Origin of the sequence: Weizmannia agrestimuris (assembly GCF_943193165.1) — a bacterium.
GTDB classification, from domain to species: Bacteria; Bacillota; Bacilli; order Bacillales; family Bacillaceae_C; genus Weizmannia; species Weizmannia faecalis.
Genome location: NZ_CALPDC010000009.1, coordinates 33,581 through 59,941 on the forward strand (window position 1 = coordinate 33,581; position 26,361 = coordinate 59,941).

General features: G+C 45.9%; 20 protein-coding genes and 1 riboswitch. Of the genes, 8 read left to right on the top strand and 12 right to left on the bottom strand.

From position 1 onward, the window contains the following. Window positions 1-207: 207 nt before the first annotated feature. Window positions 208-1,644, top strand: a complete 1,437-nt coding sequence (locus NFR98_RS05950; protein WP_251459824.1) for an NCS1 family transporter — start codon at window positions 208-210, stop codon at window positions 1,642-1,644. After that, window positions 1,529-3,031, top strand: a complete 1,503-nt coding sequence (allB, locus tag NFR98_RS05955) for an allantoinase AllB (protein ID WP_251459826.1) — start codon at window positions 1,529-1,531, stop codon at window positions 3,029-3,031. The genes NFR98_RS05950 and allB overlap by 116 nt, the downstream gene beginning before the upstream one ends. A gap of 124 nt (window positions 3,032-3,155) precedes the next feature. On the opposite strand, the gene thiW is transcribed toward allB, so the two are convergent. From thiW to NFR98_RS05995, 8 genes are all read right to left on the bottom strand, one after another. Then, window positions 3,156-3,674 (bottom strand): energy coupling factor transporter S component ThiW, encoded by a 519-nt coding sequence (thiW, locus tag NFR98_RS05960; protein WP_207368358.1) that lies wholly within the window; start codon window positions 3,672-3,674, stop codon window positions 3,156-3,158. A gap of 39 nt (window positions 3,675-3,713) precedes the next feature. Further along, window positions 3,714-4,505, bottom strand: a complete 792-nt coding sequence (gene tenA, locus NFR98_RS05965; RefSeq protein WP_326242078.1) for a thiaminase II — start codon at window positions 4,503-4,505, stop codon at window positions 3,714-3,716. Window positions 4,506-4,541: 36 nt separating this feature from the next. Continuing rightward, window positions 4,542-4,631: riboswitch (TPP riboswitch) on the bottom strand. Between the two features lie 32 nt (window positions 4,632-4,663). Continuing rightward, window positions 4,664-4,855, bottom strand: a complete 192-nt coding sequence (locus tag NFR98_RS05970; protein WP_251459829.1) for a helix-turn-helix domain-containing protein — start codon at window positions 4,853-4,855, stop codon at window positions 4,664-4,666. 92 nt (window positions 4,856-4,947) lie between these two features. After that, the gene (locus NFR98_RS05975; protein WP_251459830.1) at window positions 4,948-5,841 is read right to left on the bottom strand and encodes an alpha/beta hydrolase; all 894 of its coding nucleotides are present in this window, start codon (window positions 5,839-5,841) and stop codon (window positions 4,948-4,950) included. A gap of 304 nt (window positions 5,842-6,145) precedes the next feature. Beyond that, on the bottom strand, window positions 6,146-6,400 hold the full coding sequence (locus NFR98_RS05980; protein ID WP_225621020.1) for a hypothetical protein: 255 nt from the start codon (window positions 6,398-6,400) through the stop codon (window positions 6,146-6,148). Between the two features lie 529 nt (window positions 6,401-6,929). Beyond that, complete coding sequence (locus NFR98_RS05985; protein ID WP_035182296.1) at window positions 6,930-7,706, bottom strand: class I SAM-dependent methyltransferase; 777 nt, start codon at window positions 7,704-7,706, stop codon at window positions 6,930-6,932. A gap of 323 nt (window positions 7,707-8,029) precedes the next feature. Beyond that, entirely contained in the window at window positions 8,030-9,421 is a 1,392-nt protein-coding gene (gene rlmD, locus NFR98_RS05990) for a 23S rRNA (uracil(1939)-C(5))-methyltransferase RlmD (protein WP_251459831.1), read from the bottom strand. A 372-nt stretch (window positions 9,422-9,793) separates the two neighbouring features. Continuing rightward, a complete protein-coding gene (locus tag NFR98_RS05995; protein ID WP_017551589.1) occupies window positions 9,794-10,120 on the bottom strand; it encodes an acyl carrier protein in 327 nt (108 codons plus the stop codon). 390 nt (window positions 10,121-10,510) lie between these two features. On the opposite strand from NFR98_RS05995, the gene NFR98_RS06000 reads away from it, so the two are divergent. Beyond that, window positions 10,511-12,703 (top strand): alpha-galactosidase, encoded by a 2,193-nt coding sequence (locus NFR98_RS06000; RefSeq protein WP_251459832.1) that lies wholly within the window; start codon window positions 10,511-10,513, stop codon window positions 12,701-12,703. A gap of 219 nt (window positions 12,704-12,922) precedes the next feature. Next, window positions 12,923-13,543, top strand: coding sequence for an RraA family protein (locus NFR98_RS06005; protein WP_104851266.1), 621 nt, complete (start codon window positions 12,923-12,925; stop codon window positions 13,541-13,543). A 327-nt stretch (window positions 13,544-13,870) separates the two neighbouring features. Here the strand turns inward: NFR98_RS06005 and NFR98_RS06010 are convergent, their stop codons facing one another. After that, window positions 13,871-15,049 (bottom strand): pyridoxal phosphate-dependent aminotransferase, encoded by a 1,179-nt coding sequence (locus tag NFR98_RS06010; RefSeq protein ID WP_251459833.1) that lies wholly within the window; start codon window positions 15,047-15,049, stop codon window positions 13,871-13,873. 148 nt (window positions 15,050-15,197) lie between these two features. Here NFR98_RS06010 and NFR98_RS06015 point away from each other — a divergent pair, with 148 nt between their 5' ends. Genes NFR98_RS06015 through NFR98_RS06025 form a run of 3 tightly spaced genes read left to right on the top strand, consistent with a single transcriptional unit; the run spans window position 15,198 to window position 17,273 of the window. Next, window positions 15,198-15,821: a YhbD family protein gene (locus tag NFR98_RS06015; protein WP_014095949.1), complete on the top strand. Its 624-nt coding sequence runs from the start codon at window positions 15,198-15,200 to the stop codon at window positions 15,819-15,821. A gap of 13 nt (window positions 15,822-15,834) precedes the next feature. Continuing rightward, window positions 15,835-16,536 carry a polymer-forming cytoskeletal protein gene (locus NFR98_RS06020; protein WP_014095950.1) on the top strand — a complete coding sequence of 234 codons (702 nt, stop codon included), beginning with the start codon at window positions 15,835-15,837 and terminating at the stop codon, window positions 16,534-16,536. Window positions 16,537-16,574: 38 nt separating this feature from the next. Beyond that, a complete protein-coding gene (locus NFR98_RS06025) occupies window positions 16,575-17,273 on the top strand; it encodes a hypothetical protein (RefSeq protein WP_251459852.1) in 699 nt (232 codons plus the stop codon). 1,534 nt (window positions 17,274-18,807) lie between these two features. Here NFR98_RS06025 and NFR98_RS06030 read toward each other — a convergent pair. Continuing rightward, entirely contained in the window at window positions 18,808-20,202 is a 1,395-nt protein-coding gene (locus tag NFR98_RS06030) for an MATE family efflux transporter (protein ID WP_251459854.1), read from the bottom strand. A gap of 275 nt (window positions 20,203-20,477) precedes the next feature. On the opposite strand from NFR98_RS06030, the gene NFR98_RS06035 reads away from it, so the two are divergent. Then, complete coding sequence (locus NFR98_RS06035; protein WP_251459834.1) at window positions 20,478-21,353, top strand: 3-hydroxyacyl-CoA dehydrogenase; 876 nt, start codon at window positions 20,478-20,480, stop codon at window positions 21,351-21,353. A gap of 190 nt (window positions 21,354-21,543) precedes the next feature. On the opposite strand, the gene NFR98_RS06040 is transcribed toward NFR98_RS06035, so the two are convergent. Next, window positions 21,544-25,065 (bottom strand): YhaN family protein, encoded by a 3,522-nt coding sequence (locus tag NFR98_RS06040; protein ID WP_251459835.1) that lies wholly within the window; start codon window positions 25,063-25,065, stop codon window positions 21,544-21,546. After that, window positions 25,062-26,336, bottom strand: a complete 1,275-nt coding sequence (locus tag NFR98_RS06045; protein ID WP_251459837.1) for a metallophosphoesterase family protein — start codon at window positions 26,334-26,336, stop codon at window positions 25,062-25,064. Before NFR98_RS06045 ends, NFR98_RS06040 begins: the two co-directional genes overlap by 4 nt. Window positions 26,337-26,361: the final 25 nt, after the last annotated feature.

A 26,361-nucleotide genomic window follows, 5' to 3' on the forward strand; every position in this document is an offset into this window, starting at 1 on the left:
ATAAAAAACAAAGAAAACACCAACACTGGTTCTACTTTATCTATTTTGAATAATAAATAGATAAAGAATTGTGCAAAATCGCTAATGAAAAATCGTTTATCCTTTGCTATATTAAAAATACAGATGACATTATATGTGATATTAAATGACATCAAAAGAAACATCCCAAATTCACTACCGTAAATTTATTGAAAAGGAGCTGAAGCAATGGCTACTCAATTGGAAAGTGCTTATCCGCAACCGCAGAAGAAGGCGAGTATGGATCCCTCCCTGATCCCGAAAACAGATGCAGACAGAACAGTTGGCCCTTTGAATTATATTTTTATGTGGATTGGGGACGGGGTCAATATTGGAAATATTACGCTTGGTGCAAGTCTGATTGTGGCCGGGATGGCGACATTAAACATTTACCAAACTTTTGCTGCGGCATTGATCGCCATCAGTATTATTTCAACCATCTTTTCATTGAACGACAGATTAGGCTACAAAACAGGCATTCCGTACGTTGTCCAGCTGAGAATGTCCTTCGGCGTAAAGGGTTCGATATTCACATCGCTTTGCCGCGGTATACCTGCCATTGTTTGGTACGGATACCAAAGCTGGATTGGCGGCACGGCTTTAAATGAAATGGCCAAAATTGCAACGGGCGGAGCTTTTGACAATGCGGCTGTTTGCTTTATCGTGCTCCAATTGTTTCAAATTGCGCTCTCCCTCTATGGCTTTCATGCGATTAAGTGGGTGGAGGCCCTGACTTCAGTCGTGATTTTAGCTGCACTTTTCTATGTGTTCAGCATTCTTCTCACATCCCATAGCGCCACGATTGCAAACAAATGGGTGCATGCAAAAGGAACGTGGGGGCTGCCATTCTTTGCTTTTATCATGACGTTTATGGGCAATTATGCCGCCATCTTTTTAAGTGCAGCGGATTATTCAAGAGAATTGAAAGCCGGGATCAGCCATACAAAAAGAAGGTTATTGTATTTTATTCCGATCTTTATCGCATACGGGTTTGCTTTAACGATGGGGGCCATGCTTGCTTCTGCTACCGGTATTACAAATCCTGTAAAGGCCTTTTCGGTGGTGGTCGATAATCCTTATATTACATTTTTCGTGTCTGCGTTTATCGTGATCGGGACCGTTTCGGTGAATATGGTTGCCAATATTATTCCGCCAACTTACGTCATTACATTGCTTACGAAATTAAAATTTAAGTATGCTGTCACCATTACAGGGCTGCTTGCTTTTGCATCTTTTCCATGGGTGCTTGTCCGGGATTCTTCAGCAAAGGGGCTCGACATTTTTATTCTGGCTTACTCGGCATTTTTAGGTCCGATTGTAGCCATTCTATTGATTGAGTACTACATCTTCCGAAAACAAAAGGTAAATATCGCCGACTTGTACGCGGAAGACGGGCCTTATTCCGGCTATAACCCTGCGGCTGTCATTTCATTAGTAATTGGCGCGGCTGCCGCACTTGCAAAAGTGGAACTGGCATGGATCATCGGCTTTGTTGCGGCTGGTTTAGCCTATGTCATTCTGTCAAAATACGCATTTCCATTTTCAAAATTTAAAAAGGATACAATTTTTCAAAATACAGTCGTTCTCGAACCAAATCACAGGGAGGGGATTCACAACGAAATATGATACGCTCATTAAAAATGGAAAAGTCGTTTTTAGAAACAGCGTTAAAATTGCTGATCTTGCCATCCAAAATGGAAAAATTGCTGTAATTGCGGATAAAATTGAGGAAACGGCAGAACAAGTTTATGACGCTTCAGACCAATATGTGATGCCGGGAATGGTCGATATCCATGTGCATATGTGCGAACCGGGGCGGACGGAATGGGAAGGATTTGAAACCGGAACAAAGGCGCTTGCCGCCGGGGGAACGACAACCTATGTAGATATGCCTTTAAATGCGCTGCCTGCCACGACAACAAAAGATGCTTTAGAAAAAAAGCTTGCCGCTGCCGCCGGCAAAAACTATGTGGACTACGCTTTTTACGGCGGATTAGTCCCAGGTAATCTCGATCAGTTAAAAGAACTTTCCGATTGCGGTGTTGTTGCTTATAAATGTTTTATGGCCAGCTGCGGAACCGATTTGCCGGGAGACTTTAAAAATGTAGATGATTACACGCTTTATGCGGGGATGAAAAAATTAGCCGAGCTGGGACATATTTTATTGATTCATGCAGAGAATGCCGCCATTACCGATGGGTTAGCAGAGGAGATGATTAAACAAGGGAAAACAAGCCCGGCTGATTATGTTGCAACACGGCCGGTATTTACTGAAGTGGATGCCATCAAGCGGGCGCTGTATTTTGCGAAACAAACCGGGTGCAAACTGCATTTTGTCCATGTCAGCAGTGCGGAAGGAGTGGAAGAAATTACGAAAGCGCGGAACGAAGGACAGGATGTCACGCTTGAGTCGTGCCCACATTATTTTACAATCACAACAGCCCAATTTGCGGAAATCGGCCCGCTTGCAAAATGTTCCCCGCCTTTACGCAGCGAAGCGGAGCAGGAAAAACTTTGGGAAGGATTGAAACAAGGAAAAATCGATATGCTGACATCCGACCATTCCCCTTGCCCGCCTGTAATGAAGGACAGCGAAACCGGAAATATTTTTGAGGTATGGGGCGGCATAACCGGGTGCCAGAATAATGTCGATTTGATGTTCGATGAGGCTGTCAAAAAGCGCAATATTCCCATTACGCAATTTACGCGCATGATTGCAACCAACCCTGCCGAACGTTTTGGCTTAAAATCGAAAGGGGAAATTGCGCTCGCAAAAGATGCGGATCTCCTCTTTCTCGATCCCGACCGGCCATACACGGTAAGTGCGGAAGACCTCTATTACCGCCATAAGCACAGCCCGTATATCGGCAGAAAAATTGATTGCCGGGTTACGAAAACTTTTGTAAGAGGACAGCTCGTATTTGATCTGGATGGCGGTGGTATCAAGGGTGAGCCGGTTGGCAAATGGATCCGGCCAGCGAAGGTTTCAGACTATGCCGGAGTGCCGTCATAATGCCAACAGCATCAGGCTCTGCTTTCAAGAGCCTGATTTTGCTGGCATAAATTTTGGCCGGTTATCAATAGCTGGCATCCTGTATGCGCCGTGGCAATGCCTTCATTCCTCCCCGGTGTTTCGCTCAAAACTTACGGTTGCTTACGGTATGATTGATCATCCTGCCCCATCCTTTATTTTTTTGTAAAACTTTTATCAAAACATAGCCAAAAATGGCCCCTGCAAAAGAACTTAAAAAGAAGGCAGGGATAAATCCGAAAAGCGTTGATGTTTGGCCGAGCAGAAAAACAGCAATGGGATAACAGGCCAGGGCACCGAGAATGCCCGTCCCCATGACCTCCCCGACAAAGGCAAAAATGAGCTTATTCGTCTTCGCGTAAAGATAAGCTGCCAAAAACGCGCCGATCATGCTTCCCGGAAAGGCAAAAATACTCCCTGTCCCAAGCAAGTTACGTAAAAGCGAGGATATAAAGGCTTGCGCAACCGCATAACCGGGGCCGAGCAAAACAGCCGAGAGTATATTGGCAAAATGCTGTACCGGAAAAATTTTTGCAAAACCGACCGGGATATAAATCAAGCTGCTGGATGCAGTCGTTACAGCCGCAATAACTGCAGTTGCTGTTATTTTTTGTGTTTTTCTCATTAGAACCAAACTTCCCTCCTTTTTAGTTGCGAATGAAAATCAGACCGGCCAGTCTTGTTTTTTATCGTTCATATCCCAAAATAAGTATTCATACTTTGAGGCCATTTGAAAATGGCGTTCTAAGGCCATCAGTTCCGTTTCTGATTTTCCGCTTGCCAGTTGGTCCATTAAGTCAATTAACCACTGCGTTCCGGAGCCGAACGTTTCTGAAGAATAGGTTTCGATCCATTTCTTGTAAGGATTGGCCTCCAATGTGTCTCGATGATTTACTTTTAGCAGTTTCCCAATTTCCCAATAATCCCAGGCACACGGCAACAAGCAGGCAACAAGTTCAGCCAAGCTTCCATTGGCGGCCACTTGCAGCATATAACTCGTGTAAGCAAGGTTAACCGGCGTTGGTTGGGTTGCTTCTAAATCCGTGCGTGTAATGCCAAACTCGGCAGCGTATTGGCGGTGCAGTTCCATCTCAAAATGCAACGATTCATGGAGCACCGCAGCAAATCTCGTCATCATGCCGAGGTTACCCGCTTTCACAACACCCATGGCAAACAGTTTTGCGTACTCAACTAAATATACGTAATCCTGCTTTAAATAATAGATAAATTTATCTCTTTCTAAAGTTCCGTTCCCCAGTCCCACGACAAAAGGATGGTTATGGTTTTTCTCCCAAATCGGTTGGACATTTTGATATAGCCTTTCTGTAAAAGATCGTTTCAACAATGATTCCTCCTTGTTTACCGGGAAACCGATTGCGGTTTGCAGGCTGGTTTCTCCCTTTGCCCCGAGCGATGGCCAGAGGCGGCTCCTCAAAATAAAAAACCCGCCCTCCATCGGAAAGCGGGTGTATCAATTACAAATCATCAGGTGTAATTTCATCACCTACTTCCCTTCGCTAGTACGAACTAGATCAGGTTCAAAGGGTACTTCTCAGCCAACCCGGCGCCCCTAGTAGACTATTGTGAATATTCATTTTCATTACTCTTACCATATCATAGTCCCGAATTTTGTGCAACAGCAAATTTATTGCCCGTAAAATATGGAAAAAAGCACAGGATGTTACCCCAAATGCTGCCCGTACCATGCTTCAGTTCCCGAGATACGGTATTTTTTTTACAGCCAACCACATCAGCGATTACTTGTATGGATTTTCCTTCTGCACGAAGGGTGGAAATCTTCACCATGGATAAACCTCCGTATTGATTGCGTTTTCATCGTAAACGGTTTATCATGCTCTTTTTTTCATTTATTTAGCTTGTTGCATTTGATTATCCAACTAGCCTTTTGTAATTTTATCAAAAAAGTCTATATAATCTACTATTGTATTTTCAAAATAATCACCTAAATAAATATTGAAATGTCCACAATCGTACGCTTTAATCGTTGCTTTCTTGGAGCGTTTTGCACACTTTATGGTTGCCCAAGCAGGTGCTAATATATCTTTCCGACAAACCGCATAAAATATCGGTATTTCTATATTTTTAGTATATCTACTAGGCGAATATTTAAAAAATTCCAAAATCGTTCTTGCAGGGGCTTTATTCACAAACTTTAAATTTTCAGGCATCAACTTAAAAACCTCTTTGTAATCAGGAACAGCCATCATCGCTACTTTCCCATGCGCATCCACCAATTTAATCATGACCGGATGATACCCGGTAATAGAAGATAAAACGTCGGCTATGACAAAGGGGAATATTTTTAGGGCAGATAGCGGTGAGACCGTTTTCATTGTAGCTAAATTGTTTGTATATGGGCACTGTGCCACGGTTGCAAGAATATCTATTCGATAAGCTGATAGGGTTATAACGTGTCCCCCACTAAACGAACTTCCAAACAGGAGTATTTTACTATCATCAATCCTATCATTCTTTTTGATGAAATCAATGGCAGAGTTCCAATCTGCAAGTTGTTCTTTTACATTTATCCGTTGTCTTTTATTTCCGTCACTTGCTCCATGGTTACGATAATCAAATAAAAAGCAGGCATACCCGGCAGCAGCAAACCTTTCAGCATATGCGTCCAACCGCATTTCACGCACTCCACCCAAGCCATGAGCCATTACAATTACCGGGCATCTTTTATCTACATTGGGTAGATATAGCCACGCGCTACACCTTGTTCCATTTGAATAAAAGTCAATATCTTCTCGTCGAAATTGATTGTTCATTTTTCTCCCTTCTCCCGCTTCAGGCGAGCACAAACATTGCACGAAATAGAATTGACATATACGTATAAAAATGGCTCCACAGTGAACTACTCCCACTTCGACGGGTCACTCGAAGTAGGGGCTTCTCGACTTATCGTTACTTTTACGAGCTAACGAAAGCTGACCAAGCGATCCTTTTTGTTCCAAGCGTTTATGTTTCATACTAACCCCAATAAGCATATGCCTTCTTGTTTGTATCCCCGAATATTGCTCAATTCGTCCAGCGCAGTTTGTGACCAAAATACACGATACTCTTTGTCCACGCTTAAGACCCCTTGAAACATCTCCGAAGATACTTAAGCCCCTGTTCTTTGCTGTAAATGCGTCCGTTTCGCCGATCTTCGCGACTCTTTTGAACCTGACGAACAACTTCTTCATCTTTTGCCAGATATTCAACTTCCTTTTCGTTTAGTGCTTGTTCTCCCCGCTTGAAGGTTAAAAATTCAATAAAATCATACACTTCAAGGACATCTTGTTCAGGAATTTGATCAATCATCCGCTTTAATTCTTCACGGCTCACTCTCAAAACGTTTCACCGCCTTGTGGTTTATTTTCTCATTATATTTTTTAAATGCAAACACACTCCACATGGCTCAGGTGCTGTGAGATATCAGGACGTCCTATCCGTTAAGCAGAATCTGGGTTAGCCATGAGACATCTTTTAAAACGATACTCAATCAATAGCGTTTGCTGCGACATTGAAGGGTATTGATTCTGGCCCGGCCTTAAAATAGCAGTACCGGCCACTTTCCCTAATTTGCCGCGTTTCGGCACTGTCCAGGAAATGGCCGAAATTGGTTAAAAATACTTCAATTTCAGGACTTATATTTTCGGAAATCTATTTTATCAATGTCTTTATAATTGTTATGATCTGCTCTATAACTATTCATAGAGGAAGCCTCATAAACACATAAATATTGTTCAGGATTTAGTAAATAAAATTGAACATCCCCCTTTTGATGCATTTCCGGATCTTCTAATTTTACGCCTGCAAAATTGGGGAAAGTGGGTAGTTGTTCTTACCCGTTGCCCTGCAGGCGGTCAATCAGCTAAATAGTTGCCTTCCATATTGTCCACCGGTCTTTTTCAACGATGTTATTTTCCTTTGTCACCTTTTTCTGGACATAATCGGTCAGCAAACTTAGTTCTTGATCATCCAGTTCATACAAAATGCTTCTTCCTGTTCTTTCACTTATGTCTTTTAATAATTGCGCTTTATTTTCGTGCACCTTTCTTGTTTCCCATAATTTAACTTCTTCAATTTTTTTGAACCCTGCTTCTTGCAAAGCCTCGATGACCGTTTGGCTGCTATGCCTGCGTTTTATTTCCTCATCAATTAATTTTGGAAATAACTCAAATAAATACCCTCTGATGTTTGTGTTATCTCCTTCTAATAAGCAATCATCGGGTGTGCGATCTTGAATAATAAAAACCCCGCCATCCTTTAACAGTCTGTGTGCTTCTTTAAAACAAGCATGCAAATCCCAAAGATGGTGTATTAACGCTCTTTCAATCACCAATTGAAAGCTTTGACTTTCTAAGCCTGTATCATAAGCGTTTCCGAGTTGAAAGGAGATATTTTTATAGTCTTTACAATTTTCCTTCGCTCCTTCAAGAATCGGTTCCGAAAAATCGATGCCTATAACAGTTTGAACGCCCATATCTGCCAGGGCTTTCGAATAAATCCCTCCTCCGCACCCGATATCTAAAGCGTTTGATATATGCTCGACAGTTAGCAGACTTTTCATCATGTCAATCCAGGAACGATCCGCAACACGGGTTGTATAAGTCAATCGATTTTGCTTACTGTGAAAATCAATTCCCATTTCTTATCCCTCATCTCTATTGAAAAATCATATTACTCTAAAAACTGAACTTAGTTTTTTACATTTAGACCAAGTCATCCATTTTACATCCTAATTGCTTTTGCAACCGGTAACAAAATAGCAATGTTTCGCTCATTCTCTCCAGCTTTATTTTATTATACCTCATTGGAAAGAAAAATTCGGAAAATTTTATTACAAATCATAAATATTCATTATAGTCCCGGTAATAAGCCGGCTATTGGAGATTTTTGATTTTGAATAAAAAATCGCCCTGATTTTGGAAAGGTGATTTTCACAAAATCAGGGCTTTGTATCGTTGCTGTTTACACATCTAAAACCAAATGCGCCACACATTCCACATGCACCGTATGCGGGAACAGGTCCACCGGCTGGACGGCAGTCAGTTTGTAGCCAAACGGTTCGAGTTCTTTTATATCCGTTGCAAATGTGTCCGGGTTGCAGGAGACATAGACAATGCGCGCAGGTTGGGCCCGGCCGATTTTGCGCATCACTTTGCCGCCGGCGCCGGAACGCGGTGGGTCGAGAAGCAACAGTTCCGGGTTGCCGAAGCTTTCCAGCACTTCATCTATCCCTTTGCGTGCGTCTTTGGCAAGGAAATATGTGTTTGAAATGCCATTGTCTTTTGCATTCCGTTTGGCAGATTCAATCGAGGTTTCGACGATTTCAATGCCGGCAAGTTCCCCGACACGGTCCGCAAACGGCAGCGAGAATGTGCCGACGCCGCAGAACAGGTCAATCATTTTTTCCGTTTTCTCCGGCCGGCCCATTTCAAGCGCAAGATCGACGAGTTTCTGTGCCTGTACCGGGTTGGTTTGGAAAAATGTATCGAACCATATCCGGTAACGGTAACCGCCCATTTCATCGTAAATAAAATCACGTCCAGAGAGGACATGTGTTTTTTCCGCCTGTGTCCGGTCTGCCCAGTCGGTATTTTCGAGCCAGAGCAGGCTTTTTACTTGCGGGAATTTGCCGGTGATCCGCTCTGCCAAATCGCGGGCCGCTTCAGCTAGTTCCCCATCCGGCGCTTTTGTTGCAAACAGGGCGAGCATCATTTCCCCTGTTGCAAAAGACTGGCGCACCATTAAGTGGCGTAAGAGGCCTTCGTGCGCATCTTTGTCATAGCCTTTTAAGCCATGCTCTTTTACCCACGCGGCCACTTCCATCGTGCCATCCACCATTTCTTTTCCGGCAATCAGGCAGGTTTCAAGTGGAATCACTTTCCGGAAATTCCCTTGCTCATGGAGGCCGAGCGATCCATCCGGAGCAAATGTAAATTCCATTTTATTGCGGTAATGCCAAGGATTGTCCATGCCGATCGTATCACGGACAAGCGCCGGGTCAAAGCCTTGTGCGGCAATGGCTTCTTTTACATGGGCAGTTTTTTGTTTTAACTGCCCCTCGTATGCCCAGTGCTGCCAGACACAGCCACCGCAACGGTCAAAGTGCGGGCACATGGGCACCACCCTTTCCGGATGGGCTTTCAGAATTTCATCCGGCAGCGCCTTTCTTCTTCTTTTCTCCGGCTGGTCCACGGTGACGCGTACTTTTTCCCCCGGAAGCGTACGCGGAATGGTCAGTTTTAATTTTTTCGCGTTACCAAGTTCATTTTCACGCCAGACAACCGCCTGCCCGGAACCTTTTGCATCAAGGCCGCGGATTTCTGTCACCAATGATTCCCCTTGCAAAATGGCCAATCCAATCTCTCCTTCCATTGAAAAACAAATATCTTGAACACGTTTAAAGTGTAAAATTTTCGATTCAAAAAAACGGGCGTTTCACTGCCTTGTAATAGTATAATGGAAAAAAAGCGGTTTGCAAATGTGCATCGCGCCGTTGCAAGCCATCCCGTAAATAGAGCTTGCTGGGCGAATCCGATTTTCTACCCATTGATCAGCAAATGCTGTCTCAATATATAGAAGAAACTATCTGCAAAATGCAGGATTCTGTCTTCTAATACGATGAAACAGCTTGCGAGTGCAAACTCTTCTCTTGATTTTTATAAACCAAATCTATAAATTTTGCTTAATCAGCAACCCATAAGCAAAACAAAGCCCGTGAATCATGAGTTATCCACGGGCCTTGTTTTGCTTTCTGATTTCCAGTATTTTTGGCAGTTTGATTGCCAGATGTTCACGACATTTTCGCTGTTTTTCATATATATAATCTGTTGTCTTTTCAATGGAAACGAGCTTGTTGATTTCATCTTCCTCTATATCGAGATCAAATTCATCTGATAACTCCACAGCCAGCTCTGAAAGATCAATCCAGTCTGCACCGAGATCATCGACAAAAAGGGTGTCATCCTTTATTTTCGAAGGGTCATCATCGAAATCATTCAACACAATGTCGCGCACTCTTTCCCGGATATTTTCTTTTGAAATGGTTTCCCGCATCATCATCAGCTCCATTGTGTAAATGTTAACAAATTGTTTCTCATCTACTTTTAATAATAGTCATTTTACAACGCCAGCACAAGAATGCAATACCTGACGCTAACTTTTTTATGCCAAATTTTTCCGGAAAAAGACCACCGCAGCATTCCTTGGATATAGATACGCCCGCACAGCTTCTCTACAAATCAAGTGACAAGGACGGATGCAAACACTAAAATGATAGTATAGTGTAAACGGATTCTTTCGGTAAAGCAGATGCACCATTCCTTTACCCAAAAGAATTTTCTCTAACCGTATTATCATATTGAACGAAACTGGGGATGCCTCGGCCATTCCAACTGAAGCAGCAAAACGAAAACCTCTGCACTTACGATACGAGGAGGAAGATGAATGATTAGTTTTGATGAACAAACGAAAACTTTCCATTTGCAAAATGATGAAGTGAGTTACCTTTTACAAGTAGATGCATTCGGCTACGTTGAACATCTGTATTGGGGAAAGCCGGTGAGATCCTATCACGGAGGTCGCGCCTATCCGCGCATTGACCGCAGTTTTTCCCCGAACCCGCCCGGTGCAAAAGACCGCAAATTTTCTCTTGATACGGTACTGCAGGAATTCCCGGGTTACGGCAACGGCGATTTCCGTGAGCCGGCACATATTATCCGACATGCGGACGGGTCAACGGTCACGGACTTCCGCTACCGGGCGTATGACATTTTAAAGGGCAAGCCGGCGCTTCCCGGGCTTCCCGCTACTTTTGCCAATCAAAATGAAGCCGAAACGTTGAAAATCATGTTGGAAGACAAGCTTACAGGCCTTCAATTAACGCTTTTATATACCATCTTTCGCGATTTTCCGGCGATTTCCCGCGCGGCTGTGCTGACAAACGGCGGAAACAAACCTGTTCGAATTGAACGCTTGATGAGCCTGAATGTCGATTTCCCAGCCGGAAATTTTGAGCTTTTGCATCTCCCCGGCGCCCATAAACGCGAACGGCAAATAGCAAGAGAAACCGTAACAGACGGCATCAAGCGGATAGACAGCAAGCGCGGCGCCAGCAGCCACCAGGAAAATCCGTTTTTGGCGCTTGTCCAGCCTGAAACAACGGAATTCCAAGGTGAAGCATATGTAGTGAACCTCGTTTACAGCGGCAATTTTGCCGGAATGGTGCAGCAGGACCAGTTCGGCCAGGTACGCTTTGGAATCGGGCTGAATGATTTCGGGTTCAGCTGGGCGTTGGAGCCGGGTGACACTTTTTATTCCCCTGAAGCGGTGATGGTATACAGCAGAGACGGGCTGAACGGGATGTCGCAAACGTTTCACACGCTCTACCGCCGCCACCTTTTGCGCGGCAAGCATAAAGATGCGGAACGCCCTGTATTGATCAATAACTGGGAAGCGACCTATTTCCGATTTCATGATGAAAAACTGCTTGAACTCGCCGACGAGGCGCAAAAGCTCGGCATTGAGCTATTTGTACTGGATGACGGCTGGTTCGGCCACCGGGACAATGACCGCAGTTCTTTAGGGGACTGGTATGAATACGCCGAAAAAATAAAGATGGGGCTCAAAAACCTGGCAGAAGAAATCCATAAACGCGGGATGCAATTCGGCCTCTGGTTTGAACCGGAAATGGTTTCGCGGGACAGCGACCTTTTCCGTGAACATCCGGACTGGGCACTGCAAATTCCGGGCCGCGGGCTTTCTGAAGGGCGCTCCCAATATGTGCTCGATTTTAGCCGTAGGGATGTACGCGAAAATATTTTCCGGCAGATGACAGACATTCTGGATCATGTCCATGTTGATTACATCAAATGGGATATGAACCGCCATATGACAGAAGTCCATTCCGCCCTGCTGGAGCCGGAAAACCAGGGAGAAACCGCCCACCGCTATATGCTCGGGCTGTATGACTTTTTAGAAAAGTTGACATCGCGTTATCCTGATATTTTGTTTGAAAGCTGTTCCGGCGGTGGCGGGCGTTTTGATCCGGGCATGCTGTATTATATGCCGCAAACGTGGACGAGCGATAATACCGATGCGGCCGACCGTTTGAAAATCCAGTATGGCACAAGCCTCGCCTACCCACCGGTTACGATGGGCGCGCATGTCTCGGCCGTTCCGAACCACCAAACCGGCCGGGTTACGCCGTTATCGACGCGCGGTGACGTGGCAATGGGCGGCAATTTCGGCTATGAGTTGGATTTGACAAAATGCACGGAAGATGAAAAAGCAGTGATCCGGGAACAGGTTGCATTTTACAAAGCACACCGGCAATTGTTCCAGTTTGGCCGGTTTTACCGCCTGATAAGCCCGTTTGAAGGCAACAGCGCCGCCTGGCAATTTGTCTCACCGGACCGCAACCATACCATTGCCTATTTTTTCAACGTACTGTCTGAAGCAGCCGGCCAGTTGAAAATATTAAAACTGGCAGGCCTTGACCCGGACAAAAACTACCGGCATATTGAAACAGGCAAAATCTACGGCGGCGACGAACTGATGAACATTGGGCTATATTTGCCATTGTTTAACAAACAGGACTTTGCAAGTTACAAGGCGGAGTTTGAGGTGGTGTACGAGTAAAAATACCTCCCCTCTGCCCGGGCAGAAGACACTGAAAAACGGTGAGACACTATGAATGGCGCGGTGTCTTGCCGTTTTCTCTTGGACTTTTTCAGCGGCTTTTCTCCTCTCCTCTATTCATTTTTGTTATGAATGAATATAACAATTTTTTATTTTCATTTTTTTCTCTATTTCAGTATAGTATACATAAAACCAGTCTTAAAGAAAGAGGGTTCAACTATGGATGCATTTGTAGACGCATTCCGTTCTATTCCTACCACATGTATATCAGATGCTATGGACGGCTTGAATAACTTGCACCCGCGGATTAAGCCATTGAAATCTTCCTATTTTCTCTGCGGCAAAGCTTTTACTGTTAAAATGCCGGTGGGTGACAATTTAGCCGTCCTAAAAGCCATCAGACATGCACAACCTGGCGATGTTCTTGTCGTGGATGCAAAGGGGGATGAGTACAGAGCCATTGCTGGCGACTTTGTGGTCGGGATGGCAAAAACTTTAGGCATAAGCGGGATCGTTGTGGACGGCGTCATTCGCGATATAGATGGCGTTAAAAAACTGAACTATCCTGTTTTTTGCAGAGGCACAACTGTGGCCGCTAGCGGAAAAAGCGGTGTTGGCGAAATAAACGTCCCCATTTCCTGCGGGGGAGTAGCCGTACATCCCGGGGACATTATCGTGGGTGATGCGGACGGAGTTGTTGTGGTCCCGGCAGAAAAAGGAGAAAAGATATTGCAAAAAGCACAGGAAAAAATGAAAAAAGACCAGCTTAGGGAAGAATCCGTCTCCGAAAACAAAGAAGAGATCATCAAGTACTTAGACTCCATGATCTCAAAATCATAAGCTGCCTGTCTCTAGCACTATTGGGTTGTTGAACCACAGGAGATGCTCCCTGCCGGAAAAAAACAGCCGCCATGCAAATGGATGTGTGGCTTTGAAATTAAATTCACTTTATTCTATAAAACAGGGAAACATTGTTATTTTGCCACCGGCTGCAAACACCATGCAGATGGATAAGTGGCTTTAAAGTTAAGTTCACTTTATTCTATAAAACGGGCGAAACATTGTTAGTTTGCTACCGGCCGCAAACACCATGAAAATTGTTGACTTAGCCCCGATGCAAAAGCTTAAGTCTGTTTTACACGACATACGGCGGACTGGCCAAATGCTTCATAGTTGATATTCATTTGCCAGTTTCCTGAACGCTGCAAGCGACCGTTTCACTTTCTCTGTCGGGATGCAGTAGGCAATCCGGAAGTAGCCCGGAACACCAAACGTATCAGAAGGAACGAGCAGCAGGTCATATTCAAGTGCTTTTTTGCAAAATGCCACAGCATCGTCTTCCAAGGCTTTCGGAAACATGTAGAATGTACCACCTGGCTTTGTGATGGAAAAACCCATATCGGTCAAGGCATCGTACAAAATATTCATGTTGGTTTCATAGACTGAAAGATCCGCCGTGATGTCCAGCACTTCGGCAACAGCGAGCTGGATGATTGACGGCGGGCAGTTGTGGCCGATGCCGCGTGAGATCTGGCCGCACATATTGACAATCAATTCCGCATCCGGGCAGTCCGGGTTCACAGCCACGTACCCGATCCGCTCGCCTGGCAGCGACAGCGACTTGCTGAAAGAGTAGCATGTAATCGTGTACGGATGATATTTTGCAACGTACGGGGCCTCTACACCCTTGAACACAATTTCCCTGTACGGTTCATCTGTAATGATATAAATCTCATGCCCGAATTCCCGCTCTTTTTCTTGCAAAATCTGCGCCAATTCCCGGATCGTAGCTTCCGAATAGACAGCACCTGAAGGATTGTTCGGCGTGTTGATTAAAACGGCTGCCGTTTTGGGCGAAATCATCCGGCGGAACGCGTCAAAATGAATTTGAAAATTTTCCGTATCAGCAGGAACAACTTTTAACACCGCGCCCGTTTGATTAACGTATGGCACGTATTCCGGAAAATACGGCGCAAACGTGAGCACTTCATCTCCCGGTACGGTTACCGCCCTTAACGCGTGTGCAATGGCGCCGGCTGCTCCTGTCGCCATAAAAATATGTTCTTTCCGGTACGGCATGCCAAACCGCCGCTTTAAGGAATTTGCAATTTTTTCACGGACGGAATCAATCCCAAGACTCGGGCTGTAGCCGTGCACCGCCGGATTTTTCGCAAGTTCCATAAGTTTTTCGGTAAAAGCTTGAGGGACCGGCACGCTCGGATTGCCAAGGCTATAATCAAAAACATTTTCAGACCCAATTTCCTTTGCCCGCACTGCCCCGTATTCAGCAATTTCCCGGATGACCGATTTCTGGCCGAGCATCCTTTTGAATTCTTCCGCAATCATGTTTTTCTTCCTCCTGAACATCAATCCTATGTATAGATATAACTATAACATATTTTGAGCCCGTTATGATGAAATTTTCTAAATTTGCTTTCTTGTTTACAGTGTAACAGTGTTATGTTATATTAAAAACAGCAAAGGAGTGGCGAAAATGGATGAAGACTTAATTTCCAAAAAAGATCTGCTCGAACAAACCGGCATCTCCTATGGGCAATTATACCGGTGGAAACGGAAAAACCTGATTCCGGAAGACTGGTTTATCCGCAAATCGACGTTTACCGGGCAGGAAACCTTTTTCCCCCGTGAACGCATTTTGGAGCGGATTGAAAAAATCCAGGCGATGAAAGAAAACCTTTCGCTTGATGCGCTTGCCGAAATGTTTGCACCGGGCGGCGGGAAACGGATCAGCAAGGCAGATATACTGAAACGGGGTATTGCCTCCGATTTTGTACTAAATTTTTACATCGACCAAACGCAGGCGCAAGAACAGGCTTTTCCTTTTGAGGAAGTGCTCGCCATTTTTTTATTGGAAAAACTTTTGCACGGCGGGGAGATTTCCCTTGAGGAAGGAAAAATGCTGGTTGGGCTCTTGCAGGATGCAGAAAAATCTTTTGCAACGGAAGGCACAAACGTATGGCTGATCCGGAAGTTCGGCGTTTCCACCTGCTTTTTGACAAAAAAAGCGGAAGATATTTTGTTTGACCGTGAAGCAAAAGTGATTGTCAACCTTGATCTGATGGAGTTATCAGCAGAATTAAAAGGAAAATGGCTATAGGAGGCGGGCAAAAGTGGGAAATCTTGTCATAAACGGAGTCGCATCCTCAAACGGCGGGACTTTTGACGACGTAATCGTGAGCGGAAAAGGAACAGTGAATAGTGAAATCAAGTGTAAAAATTTGGAATCAAACGGAATAGCGGTTTTTAAAGGAAACATTGTTTCACAAAATGCCACTGTCAATGGAACGGCAACCTTTCACGGTAGTCTCTCCAGTAAAAGCATGGAGGTTTCGGGATCGGCCAAGTTTTTGGATGATGTCCTGGCAGAAAATCTTCACGTATCCGGGAATGCAAAATTTGGCGGCAAAGTGAAAGGAACGGAAATCCTGCTTGAAGGGAATGTGTCTGTTGCCGGAGATTGTGAAGCCGAGGAAATCAACATCCACGGCACCGTCAAAATGGAAGGCGAACTGAATGCCGAAAAGATTGAAATGAACCCGTTGTGGCGCTGTTTTATCCGCGAAATGGGTGAGCAGCAGATCACGGTGAAAAAAGTCAATTCTATTTCAAGCTGGTTGAAGCCGTTTACGCCCACAGGCCTCACGGTTGACAGTATTGAAGGGGATGATATTGTGCTTGAAATGACGACAGCGAAAGTGGTGCGGGGCGCCCGTGTAAAAATCGGTCCAAAATGCGAAATTGATCTTGTGGAGTACAAGGATACGTTTGAAAAAGACAGCTCAGCGGTTGTGAAAGAATACCGGAAAATATAAAGAAAGGCGTGCAGAACATGGAGAGAAATCCTTTGATTGTGAATGGTTCGGGCGCTTATGGCGGCGGATTGTACGGAAATGTAAAAGTGAACGGAGAAGCGGAAATTGTCGATGCGCTCGATTGTTTGAACTTGTCGATCCGCGGTACAAGCAAGGTAAGCGGCAATACAACCGCCAAGACGATTTCAGTTTTTGGCGAGGGGATATTTGCCGGCAGTGTAGAGGCAGAGAAATTGAAAGTTTCAGGCAGCTGCCGGATTGAACGGGATGCGGAAATCAAGACCAGCCTTGTACGCGGGGAGATGGAAATCGGCGGCCGGTTCAGCACGGAAAAAGCAGAGATCAAAGGGTCGCTTGACGTCAAAGAAGATGTCGAAGCAGAGGCTTTTATTTCAAAAGGAAAGTTTCTAGTTGGCGGCCTGTTAAATGCGGAAGAAATTGAAATTGCGTTAAAGTATAGCAACAGCCGCGCGGGCGAAATCGGCGGGAAGAAAATTGACGTCCGCATGCAAGGCGGGCTTCCCGGCATGTTTGGAAAAAAGCGGCATCTGTTGCACGCTGATATCATCGAAGGAGATCAAATCTATTTGGAATACACTGAAGCCGGCACGGTTCGCGGGGAAAATATCGAAATCGGCCCCGGCTGCAAGATCGGTTTAGTGGAGTACACGGGAACGCTGAACATTTCAAATGAGGCAGTGGTCGAAAAACAACAAGAGTCAGGAGCCAATTCGTAAACAGGGGGCTAAATTTGCTCCCTTTTTTTGTCTCCCACAGCCTGATGAAGATATTTTGGACGCGGTTGTTTCGCGGCACACAGGCATTTGGATTGGGGGCCGGGCCAAGTCTACGTTAAGAAAGCGGGGGAAAATGACAATCTTGACTTAGAATCCCTCTAATTGGACAAAAGCTCAACGCTCCCGAGTGGTTTGTCTAGTTAGAAGGTCCAATTAGACAAAAGCTCCCCGATCGGCGTTCGTTTTGTCCAATTAGCGAGGTTAACTGGACAATAGCCCCACGCTCCCTGAGTGTTTTGTCCAGTTAGAAGTTCCAATTAGACAACAGCTCCCCGACCGGCGTTCGTTTTGTCCAATTAGCGGGGTTAACTGGACAATAGCCCCACGTTCCCTGAGTGTTTTGTCCAGTTAGAAGTTTCAATTAGACAAAAGGTCCTGTACGGCGTTCGTTTTGTCCAATTAGCAGGGTTAACTGGACAAAAGTTCCCCGCTCCCGAATGTTTTGTCTAGTTAGAAGGTCCAATTAGACAAAAGCTCCCCGACTGGCGTTCGTTTTGTCCAATTGGCTGACCTGCGTGAAGAAAGCGAGAAAAAAGATATTCCGGCGTTGTCAAACTCGCTTTTGTTCCTCTTGAACCCTGCAGCCCAACCTGTTTCGCCCCCTATTCCGATCGCGGCCACTCCCTTTTTTCCAAATAACGGAAGCCCCACCTTCTTGGCAATCCTGTTTTTTTCTTGAACGGCATGCTTCCCAAATGAAAAGGCAGTGCGATGAACGGGTACTTCATCGCACTGCCTTTAGTTTGGTATTACAGGGGACCCAACCATGCCGCATCCTGTATACATTTTCACATTCGGGGGGTAGCTCCCCAATCTATGAATGGGGTTTTCAGCCTTTTCCCGGCTGCCGGAGTGTGATGTTATCAGGACGCCTGTCGTCGGCTCCGTGACAGATACAAATCTTTGTTAAGATTTGCTGCTTTTAAAGCTTGTGCCTTAAAAGATCCGTAACTGATCCGGCTTTCCTTTGCCTTTCCATATTCTTTTGCCTGAAAGTTCATTGACATTTCATTTGACTGTTCAGCACTTTTTCTCATGAATGAATTGCTTTGCGGCCTTTTCCTTTTGAAAACTTTCCTTAGAAAACTTTCATCGTCGGAAACTGGTTCCCCAATTGCTTTCATTCATTTACTCAAGTGCCTGGAGTTTCCATGATTCTTCAAATCACTTTTTCGGCAATCGTTTATGTCCCGGCAAAAGGTTTGCTTTTCAGCTGCCTGAACGGGCGGAGAGCATTCGCCAATTCCTTTTTAGTGGACCGGTTGCGCTCACCGTTCTGGGCTTTTCGAAATATACGCGTGAAGACGGAACCAATCGGGATGGTTGAGTCTCCTGCAATCCCAAACTGTAAGGGCTTTCCTTCCTTACACTTGTAGTATAGCATGGGCAGCCGGAAAAAGCTGTGTCGAAATTGTTAACGTTTTCACATTTTGAAAACTAAAAGCAGTGCGGACGATCGCACTGCTTTCCGTCGTTAAACCAGTTTATGCGCATACCATTTGGCACCTTTGAAGCGGTTCATAAAAATGAGCCCGCGCACACCCCATTCGGCAATCATCGCGACCCAGACGCCAATGATGCCAAAACCGAATGTAATCCCTAAAATATAGCCGAGTATCACCCGCAAAAGCCACATTGACAACAGCGAAGCGACCGATGTAAATGTTGAGTCACCTGCTGCCCGGAGCACGGCCGGCATAATAAAACTTTGCGGCCATAACAGCGGCTGCCCGAACGCAGAAATCAGGACAATCGTAAAGATCGTCGGAATAATCGAGTCAGGCGGATTAAACAATTGCATCATGACAGGGAAAAACGGCAAAAGAACCGCTGTCGTTACGATATAAAGCAGCGAAGACAAAACAATAAACGACTTTGCAAATTTCCGCGCGTCATCGATATTCCGCCGACCCATGCATTGTCCGACAATCGTAACAATCGCAATGCTGAGCGCGTTTGGTCCAATCTGGAAGAGCAGCGTGATTGAACTTGCGATCGCATTTTCCGTTAGCGCCAATGTCCCAAGTTGCACAATAAATGTCTGTGTCAGCAGTTTCCCGCCGTTAAAAAAGATTTGTTCCGCCGCAAACGGGATCCCGATAAACATCACTTTCTTCAATAAAGAAAAATCAAGGTGCAGCGCATTTTTTATTTTAAAACGAATCGTCTCATTGTACTTCATAACGTAAAAAATGGAAGCGATCATACCGAAAATTCTTGCACATAAAATGGATGTCACAAGGCCGACGACACCCATATGAAAAATAGTGATAAATACAACATTGAGCACGGTATTCGTTAAGTTCATAAACAGCGACAAGCCGAGGCATGGCTTTGTTTCCCCGACGCCGCGCAAACCGCCCAGTACTGCCTGGAAAATCGCAATAAAAGGATACGAGAGACAGCTGCCAATCAAATAAATTCTCGCATTATGAAAAACGGCTGCATCTGCTTTCCCGAACAGTAAATTGAGCGTCGGCGTGTTGAACACAATCACAAACACGACAAGCACGACCGAAAAAATAGCAACAGCAGAAATGGCTTGTGTCGCCGTCTTTGACACCATTTCTTTATTGCCAATGCCTTTATACTGGGCAACAATCACCGTTCCACCGGTTGCAATTGCAATAAATACGTTGACAAGGAAAATATTCAATGAATCTACCATGTTTACGGCACTGACAGCACTGACGCCGGCAGAACTGATCATCGCCGTATTTAGAAAACTCATTAAGATCAAAAACGCCTGATCCACCAAAATTGGGATAATAATGCCAATGACTTCCCGATAATCTATAGAATCCCCCGTTAAATATCTGTTCAGGTAAAAAGTAGACTTCTGCTTGAGTTTGACAGCTTTGATTTCCATAAGACCTCTCTTCTTCATTTTGCGGGCTTTTTCATCCGTTCTTTTGAATGCAACCCATATTATATCACCTTGATAAAAAGAGTAAAGCTTTTTCGCCTGGCGAAATTTACGATTTTGTGAATAGCAGGCAACCCGGAAAATAAGCGCCAGCACGCCAAATGCGGCCTGAAAAACGGCATTTTTCCATTGATAGTTATTCAATTTTTGACGCTTCATTTCCATGGTGATACGATAGACATGTAAGGGGTTACATAAACGGGAAAGGGTGTATGATGATGGACTTTCAAAATATCACCATTGCAGGGAGCGGCGTACTCGGAAGCCAAATTGCCTATCAAACGGCTTTTAAAGGCTTTCATGTATATGTTTATGATATTTCTGCCGAGGCAATCGAACAGGCAAAAGAAAGAATTTCCGGGTTGAAGGCCCGATACCAGAAAGATCTTGGTGCAACAGAGCAAGAAGTGGACGCAGCCTATCATAGAATTTCTTTTTCTGATGATCTGGGACAAGCTGTAGCCACTGCCGATCTGGTCATTGAGGCCATTCCGGAAGTGGTTTCCATTAAAACGGACTTTTACCAAAAACTCGGAAAATTGGCACCAGAAAAAACGGTCTTTGCAACGAACTCATCGACCCTGCTGCCAAGCCAGTTTGCAGAAGCAACCGGCCGCCCGGAAAAATTTCTGGCGCTCCATTTTGCCAATGAAATTTGGAAAAACAATACAGCGGAAATCATGAAACATCCTGGTACAGGTGAAAAAGCGTTTCAGGATGTGATCGCATTCGCAGAGGCAATTGGCATGGTAGCGCTGCCTTTGCACAAAGAGCAGCCGGGCTATATTCTGAACTCATTACTCGTACCGCTGTTGGAAGCAGCGCAAATGCTGCTGGTAAAAGGGGTTGCCGATCCGGAAACGATTGACAAAACATGGCGCATTGCAACGGGCGCCCCGGCCGGACCATTCCAAATTCTGGATGTTGTCGGCATCAACACCGCCTACAATATCAGTTTGGCAAAAGCAGAAACTACCGGCGATGAACTGTATAAAAAAATAGCAGACTTGCTGAAAACGGAATACATTGACAAAGGCAAACTCGGAAAAGAAACAGGAGAAGGCTTTTACAAATATTCTTCCACCGAATCCTGATGTAAAAGAAGGACCCGCACAAAGCGGGGCCTTTTTTATTTTGTCTTGCTTTTATAGTGATCCCGAAAAAACTTAATTCAAAAGCCACAGCCATAGATAGAAAAGAATCAACCTGTATCTGGTAAACATTGCAGCACTTACTGAATGGGCCGGATAAAAAGCAAAAACGGATTTGTTCGGCAAGCCCTGTTTAATGCACGGCAATTTTCTGCCCGTGGAAAGCCAAGTACTGGACGGCTTCCGGCGGGGCGATTTCCTGCATCATGTCGACAAGGCGCTGATGATGTGTGAAAAAGATGATTTGCGTGCAGCTGGAAAGTTCGAGCAATACTTTCAATGTTTCTTTTGAACGTTCATCGTCGAAATGGACGAGGATGTCATCGACAATGAACGGTAGCGGCTCGTTTTCAGCTGCGTATTTTTCAATGCTCGCAAGGCGTAAGGACAGATACAGCTGGTCGGTCGTCCCGTCGCTCATCCCGTTCAGCGGCACATTCTCCCCGCCGCGCACGCCCATTAAAACAGGCTCGTCCTGCTCGTTGTAATCCACCGCCAACCCGTCAAAAGAATGAAGTGTCAGCCGCGCAAAAATATCACCCGCACGATTTAAAATCGGATTTTGATTTTGGCTCCGGTAAAATTCAATCCCCTTTTGCAGCAAAGCGGCAGCGAGTTTCAACTGGATATATTGCTCCGTCAAACTGGCGATTTGCGCATGCACGCTTTCCCTTTCCTGGCCGGCTTCAATGGCTGTCATGTTGGCGCCGCGAATCTGTTCTTCGTATTCTTTTTTGACCGCCCCATATTCCTGCTCCACCTCGGAACGCGAGGCTTCCAAACGGTCAAGTTCACGCCCGGTTTCCGCCAAATCGGCGTCAATCGAATCTGCATCAAACCGGGCCGCCTCATCAAGCAATTCCTGCAGTGATTTACCGGCACCCGCATCCAGCATGTCCGCTTCGATTTGCCGAATGTCTTTTTCAAAACTTTTTTTCAGCAGGAAAGCTGTTTCAATTTGCTTTAGTTCTTCGATTGTGCTGCAGCCTGCCTGTTGGAAAAGTTCTGTTAAAACCGCTTCAGCTGCTTCCAGTGCTTCTGTTTCTTCTTTTCTCTCATTCTCCAAGTCTTCTAAACGGCGTTTGAGCTTTTTCAAAGCGGCATCGTCCTGTTGGGCATTTTGCAATAGCTGATACATCTGGCTTACGGCAACAGCGGCATTCTCCCCGTTCGATGGAAGTTGGGCCGTTTCAAGGATATGCTGCACTTTTTCTTCAAAGCGCGCCATTTTTTCAGTAACGGCTTGCTGCTCTTTTTCAGTCTGGTTGTATGCATCATAGAGTTGCATACATGTTTCATAGCGGGCGAGCAGGGATTCAGCAACCGCCGGCGGCACCTCTTCCAATATTGCCGTGCCCGCGACAGCCGAAGACCAATTTGCCAGCCATGCTTCGCGTTTCTTCCCGATTTCCGCTTTCTCCGTTTGCATCTCTTCCCGTTTTTCTTTTAAATCGCGGATAGCCGTTTCGAGGCTGTCCTTCTTTGCGGCAAGATTGCGGACTCGTTTCAATTCGTTTTCTGCAAGACTTACCAGTTCCGCAAGCGGCTGCCCTTCTGAAACGGCGGCAAATGTTTTCAGCACGGCAGATAGCGCATTGCAGCAGTCCGCATGGCTATCATGAAGCGCGCGCATTTTTTCTTGCGCCTTCTCATAATCCTGCATCAAGCTTTTAATTTGCGCGTGTTTTTGCAGCCATTCCCGCATCTCTCCAGGCGTAAGCGGACGGATTTGCGCCGGCGCCCAAAGATTTTGCCAGGCGGATTCCCACGCACGCAAAGCTTCTTCAAGCCCGGATTTCTCTTTTTCAAGCTGTTCTTTTTTCCCGCGGAACTTTCTAATATCGGCTAAAAGTTTATTCTTCTCGCCGACTTTTTCCGCTTCCAGCCGCATCGTATCCGCAATCTGGTCAGCTTCAAGGACATGTTTCTCATAAACCGACGCGGCCGGCTCTCCCTTTGTATATGTTTCAGCCGTTTCAAGCCAATGGCCGGTTTCAAGTTTGGTGCGTATCAGCTGCCAGCCGGCATCCCTTAAGGCACGGACGGCCGACAGCTTTTCTTCAGACGGGATCTCGGCAATGGAATCAAGCCGGCGGATGCTTTCTTCTGAAGCTTCGATGTCCTCTTTCAACCGGGAAATCCGGCTTTGCACCGAATCCAGCTGCCGCGTCAATTGCTCCGCTTCTTTTTCAAACTTTTTCACCGTTTCTTCCAAACCGGGCACCGGAAGTTTGACAAGTTCTTCCACCCCGCCATCCCATAACGGCAAAGCACGGACGGCTTCTTCCACCTGCCGTTGTTTTTGCCGGCATTCCGCGGCCAGCTCGTGTATCGCCGCTTCCACGTCTCCCGCACGGTTCACCTTGGTCAGGACGGCTTCAAGTTTTTCCACGTCCGGCAGATCAGGCAAGGCAGCCAATTCTTCCAGCTTCTTTGCCAGCTCTTTTTCCAGTTTTTCGCCTTCCCGTTTCAATGATTCATAAGCCTGGTCGAGCAACGGCTTTTGCTTGCAAAGCTCGCGGATCATTTCTTTTTGGGCGGAAGGCAGCCGGTAATGTTCTATATTTTCAACGGCTGCACGGCCCGGGTCGATCTCCTTCATAACGGACATCAATTGGGCTTGGAGCTGCTGCTTTTTCCCTTCGAGCTCAGGCAGCATTTTTTCATCGTCTTCGTACTGTTGCACTCGGCGGTAAAGGGCTGTAATCGCGGCAGCCTGTTCTAAAATGTGTTCCGGAATGCTGATTTCTTTCATTTCCGCTTCGGTGCCCGCCAGTTGCCGGGAAATTTTGTCCAAGTTTGCCCGGGAAGAGTTCCATTTGTTTTCCGCTTTGGCACGGACTTCGGCAATATTATCCGGAAGATCCGGGACATCGCCGAGCGCTTCCAATTTTTGCAAAAGATTTTTCCGGTTTGCGATCTTCGGCAAAATCCATTTGACCCGTTGCAGCTGTTCTTTTTGGCTGCGCAGCGTCTTTATTTTTGCGGTGAGGGCGCCGAGTTCTTTTTCCAACTCCCGGTAACGCGCCTCGAAAGCTTTCCATGCCTGTACTTTCAACTGCTGCTCACTGATTTTTTTCGAAAGCTCTTTTTCCCGCTTGAGCAGCTTATTTAATTCAGGGACGGAACCGGTTTTTTTGTACAGTGCGCCTGCCTGTTTGTCAAAGTTCTCGAGAACCCGGCGCAGCACATTGATGCCCGAAGCGGCGGTGAAAAAACTTTCCCCGGCATTGCCCCCGCTTTCCAAAAGGCTTTCGCCGCCTTCACGAAGACGGACATGGTCAAGGGCAAACATGTTTAAAAACTGGGATTCCGGCATATGGTTTAAAAAAGCCGCGACCGTATTTTCCGGGACCGGGTTGCCGTCCGGGTCAAGTGCCGTATTCTTTTTCCCTTTTCTACGGGTAAACTGCAGGGCTTCCCCTTTTGTGTTGCGCAAAAGCCCTTCAATTCTTAATTTCGTATTGCCATGGAGGAAAGCGTCGTTCGTTTTTTGCGGAAATCCGTATAAAAAATGCGTAATCGAGCGGAGTGTTGTACTTTTTCCGGCTTCGTTCGGCCCGAACAGCAGATGGAAGTTTTTCTCCGGATCAAAGGAAAACATCTGATCTGTAAAATGCCCGTAAGCAAGCAGGTTCAAATAATCAAATCTCATGCCTTTTCCGCCCCCGTTTCCGTTAAGGAATAAAGAATGAAGTCTTCCACATCTTTTATCCGCTTTTTGACGAGGCCAGGGTTGGAAAAATCAAACCCGTCTTCCCCTTCTTTCAGTTCATGCGGAATGGCCTGGCGGATATCGCTGAATTCATCCAGCAGCGCTTCAAGCATCTCCTCATCTTCGGCCGTGCTGCGGATAAATTTTAGCACCGTCCCGATTGGCGATTGTTCATCGGAAAAGGCATCGGCATCGTTCAGCCCTGTTGTCTTGATTTTTACTTTCTCCACCCAGATTTCGCCGAAACCTGTCTCAAGCGCAATGGAACGCAGCTGGTTCAAGAGGAGGTCTTTTTTTGCAATCAGTTCCCTGTGCATTTTCGTTGCGCCGGCCAATTCAAAACGCACCGCCAAGTAACGCCCGTCTGCTTCCGCATATGCCTTTTCAAGCGCACTGCGGGCCGCGTCCATGAGCCCGTCCACCGTTTCGATGTCGCCCATATCAACCGGGCATAATGTCCAGCGCAACACATCAAGCGGGATGGGTTCCATCTTTTCAATCGTCCCGTCTTTTATTTCCACATAGGTGCAGCCCTTTTCTCCTGTCTCCCGGATATGCCGTCCCTGGATATTTCCCGGGAACAAAATCGCCGGGTCATGCGGATGGAGCAATTCCCGCATATGGATATGGCCGAGCGCCCAATAATCATACTGCTTCTCCATCATATCTTCTATCGTGCACGGCGCGTAATTTTCATGCCCTTCACGCCCCGTCGCGCTTGTATGTAAAATGCCGATATTGAAATAGCCTTCTTTTTTCGGCGGATAGTTTTTCACAAGATTTTCTTCCACTGCCCGTTGTGCAAAACCTTGCCCGTGAATGGCGACGCCAAGCGCATCAAGGGTAACCGTTTCCGGCGCTTTTACCGGAAATTCGTGGACATTCTCCGGCAGTTTCAGAGATTTCGTCATCAAATTGGCCGCATCATGGTTGCCGCGGATGAGGAAAACTGGAATGCCTTCTTTCTGCAGGCGCACCATCTGGCTTGTGAAAAAGAGGCCGGTATTGTAATCTTTCCAGTTGCCGTCATACAAATCGCCGGCAATGATGAGAAAATGGACTTGCCGTTCAATCGCCGCATCCACCAAATTTTTAAATGCTTCACGGGTTGCACCGCGGATTTTTTCCACTGGTGCCCCCTCGTATTGCTCCAGGCCGGCCAAAGGGCTGTCCAAATGAATATCAGCCGCATGGATAAATGAAAAAGACAAGGCACTCCCTCCCAAATTTAAAAAC

Excerpts from the sequence above, each read along its gene's own strand:
- NFR98_RS06000 (WP_251459832.1), top strand. The coding sequence starts at position 10,511 with ATGATTAGTTTTGATGAACAAACGAAAACTTTCCATTTGCAAAATGAT.
- NFR98_RS05975 (WP_251459830.1), bottom strand. The coding sequence starts at position 5,841 with ATGAACAATCAATTTCGACGAGAAGATATTGACTTTTATTCAAATGGA.
- NFR98_RS06005 (WP_104851266.1), top strand. The coding sequence starts at position 12,923 with ATGGATGCATTTGTAGACGCATTCCGTTCTATTCCTACCACATGTATA.
- allB (WP_251459826.1), top strand. The coding sequence starts at position 1,529 with ATGTCATTCTGTCAAAATACGCATTTCCATTTTCAAAATTTAAAAAGG.
- NFR98_RS05995 (WP_017551589.1), bottom strand. The coding sequence starts at position 10,120 with ATGCGGGAAACCATTTCAAAAGAAAATATCCGGGAAAGAGTGCGCGAC.
- NFR98_RS06015 (WP_014095949.1), top strand. The coding sequence starts at position 15,198 with ATGGATGAAGACTTAATTTCCAAAAAAGATCTGCTCGAACAAACCGGC.
- NFR98_RS05950 (WP_251459824.1), top strand. The coding sequence starts at position 208 with ATGGCTACTCAATTGGAAAGTGCTTATCCGCAACCGCAGAAGAAGGCG.
- thiW (WP_207368358.1), bottom strand. The coding sequence starts at position 3,674 with ATGAGAAAAACACAAAAAATAACAGCAACTGCAGTTATTGCGGCTGTA.
- tenA (WP_326242078.1), bottom strand. The coding sequence starts at position 4,505 with ATGGAGGGCGGGTTTTTTATTTTGAGGAGCCGCCTCTGGCCATCGCTC.
- NFR98_RS05985 (WP_035182296.1), bottom strand. The coding sequence starts at position 7,706 with ATGGGAATTGATTTTCACAGTAAGCAAAATCGATTGACTTATACAACC.
- NFR98_RS05970 (WP_251459829.1), bottom strand. The coding sequence starts at position 4,855 with ATGGTGAAGATTTCCACCCTTCGTGCAGAAGGAAAATCCATACAAGTA.
- NFR98_RS06035 (WP_251459834.1), top strand. The coding sequence starts at position 20,478 with ATGGACTTTCAAAATATCACCATTGCAGGGAGCGGCGTACTCGGAAGC.
- NFR98_RS06030 (WP_251459854.1), bottom strand. The coding sequence starts at position 20,202 with ATGGAAATCAAAGCTGTCAAACTCAAGCAGAAGTCTACTTTTTACCTG.
- NFR98_RS06040 (WP_251459835.1), bottom strand. The coding sequence starts at position 25,065 with ATGAGATTTGATTATTTGAACCTGCTTGCTTACGGGCATTTTACAGAT.
- NFR98_RS06010 (WP_251459833.1), bottom strand. The coding sequence starts at position 15,049 with ATGATTGCGGAAGAATTCAAAAGGATGCTCGGCCAGAAATCGGTCATC.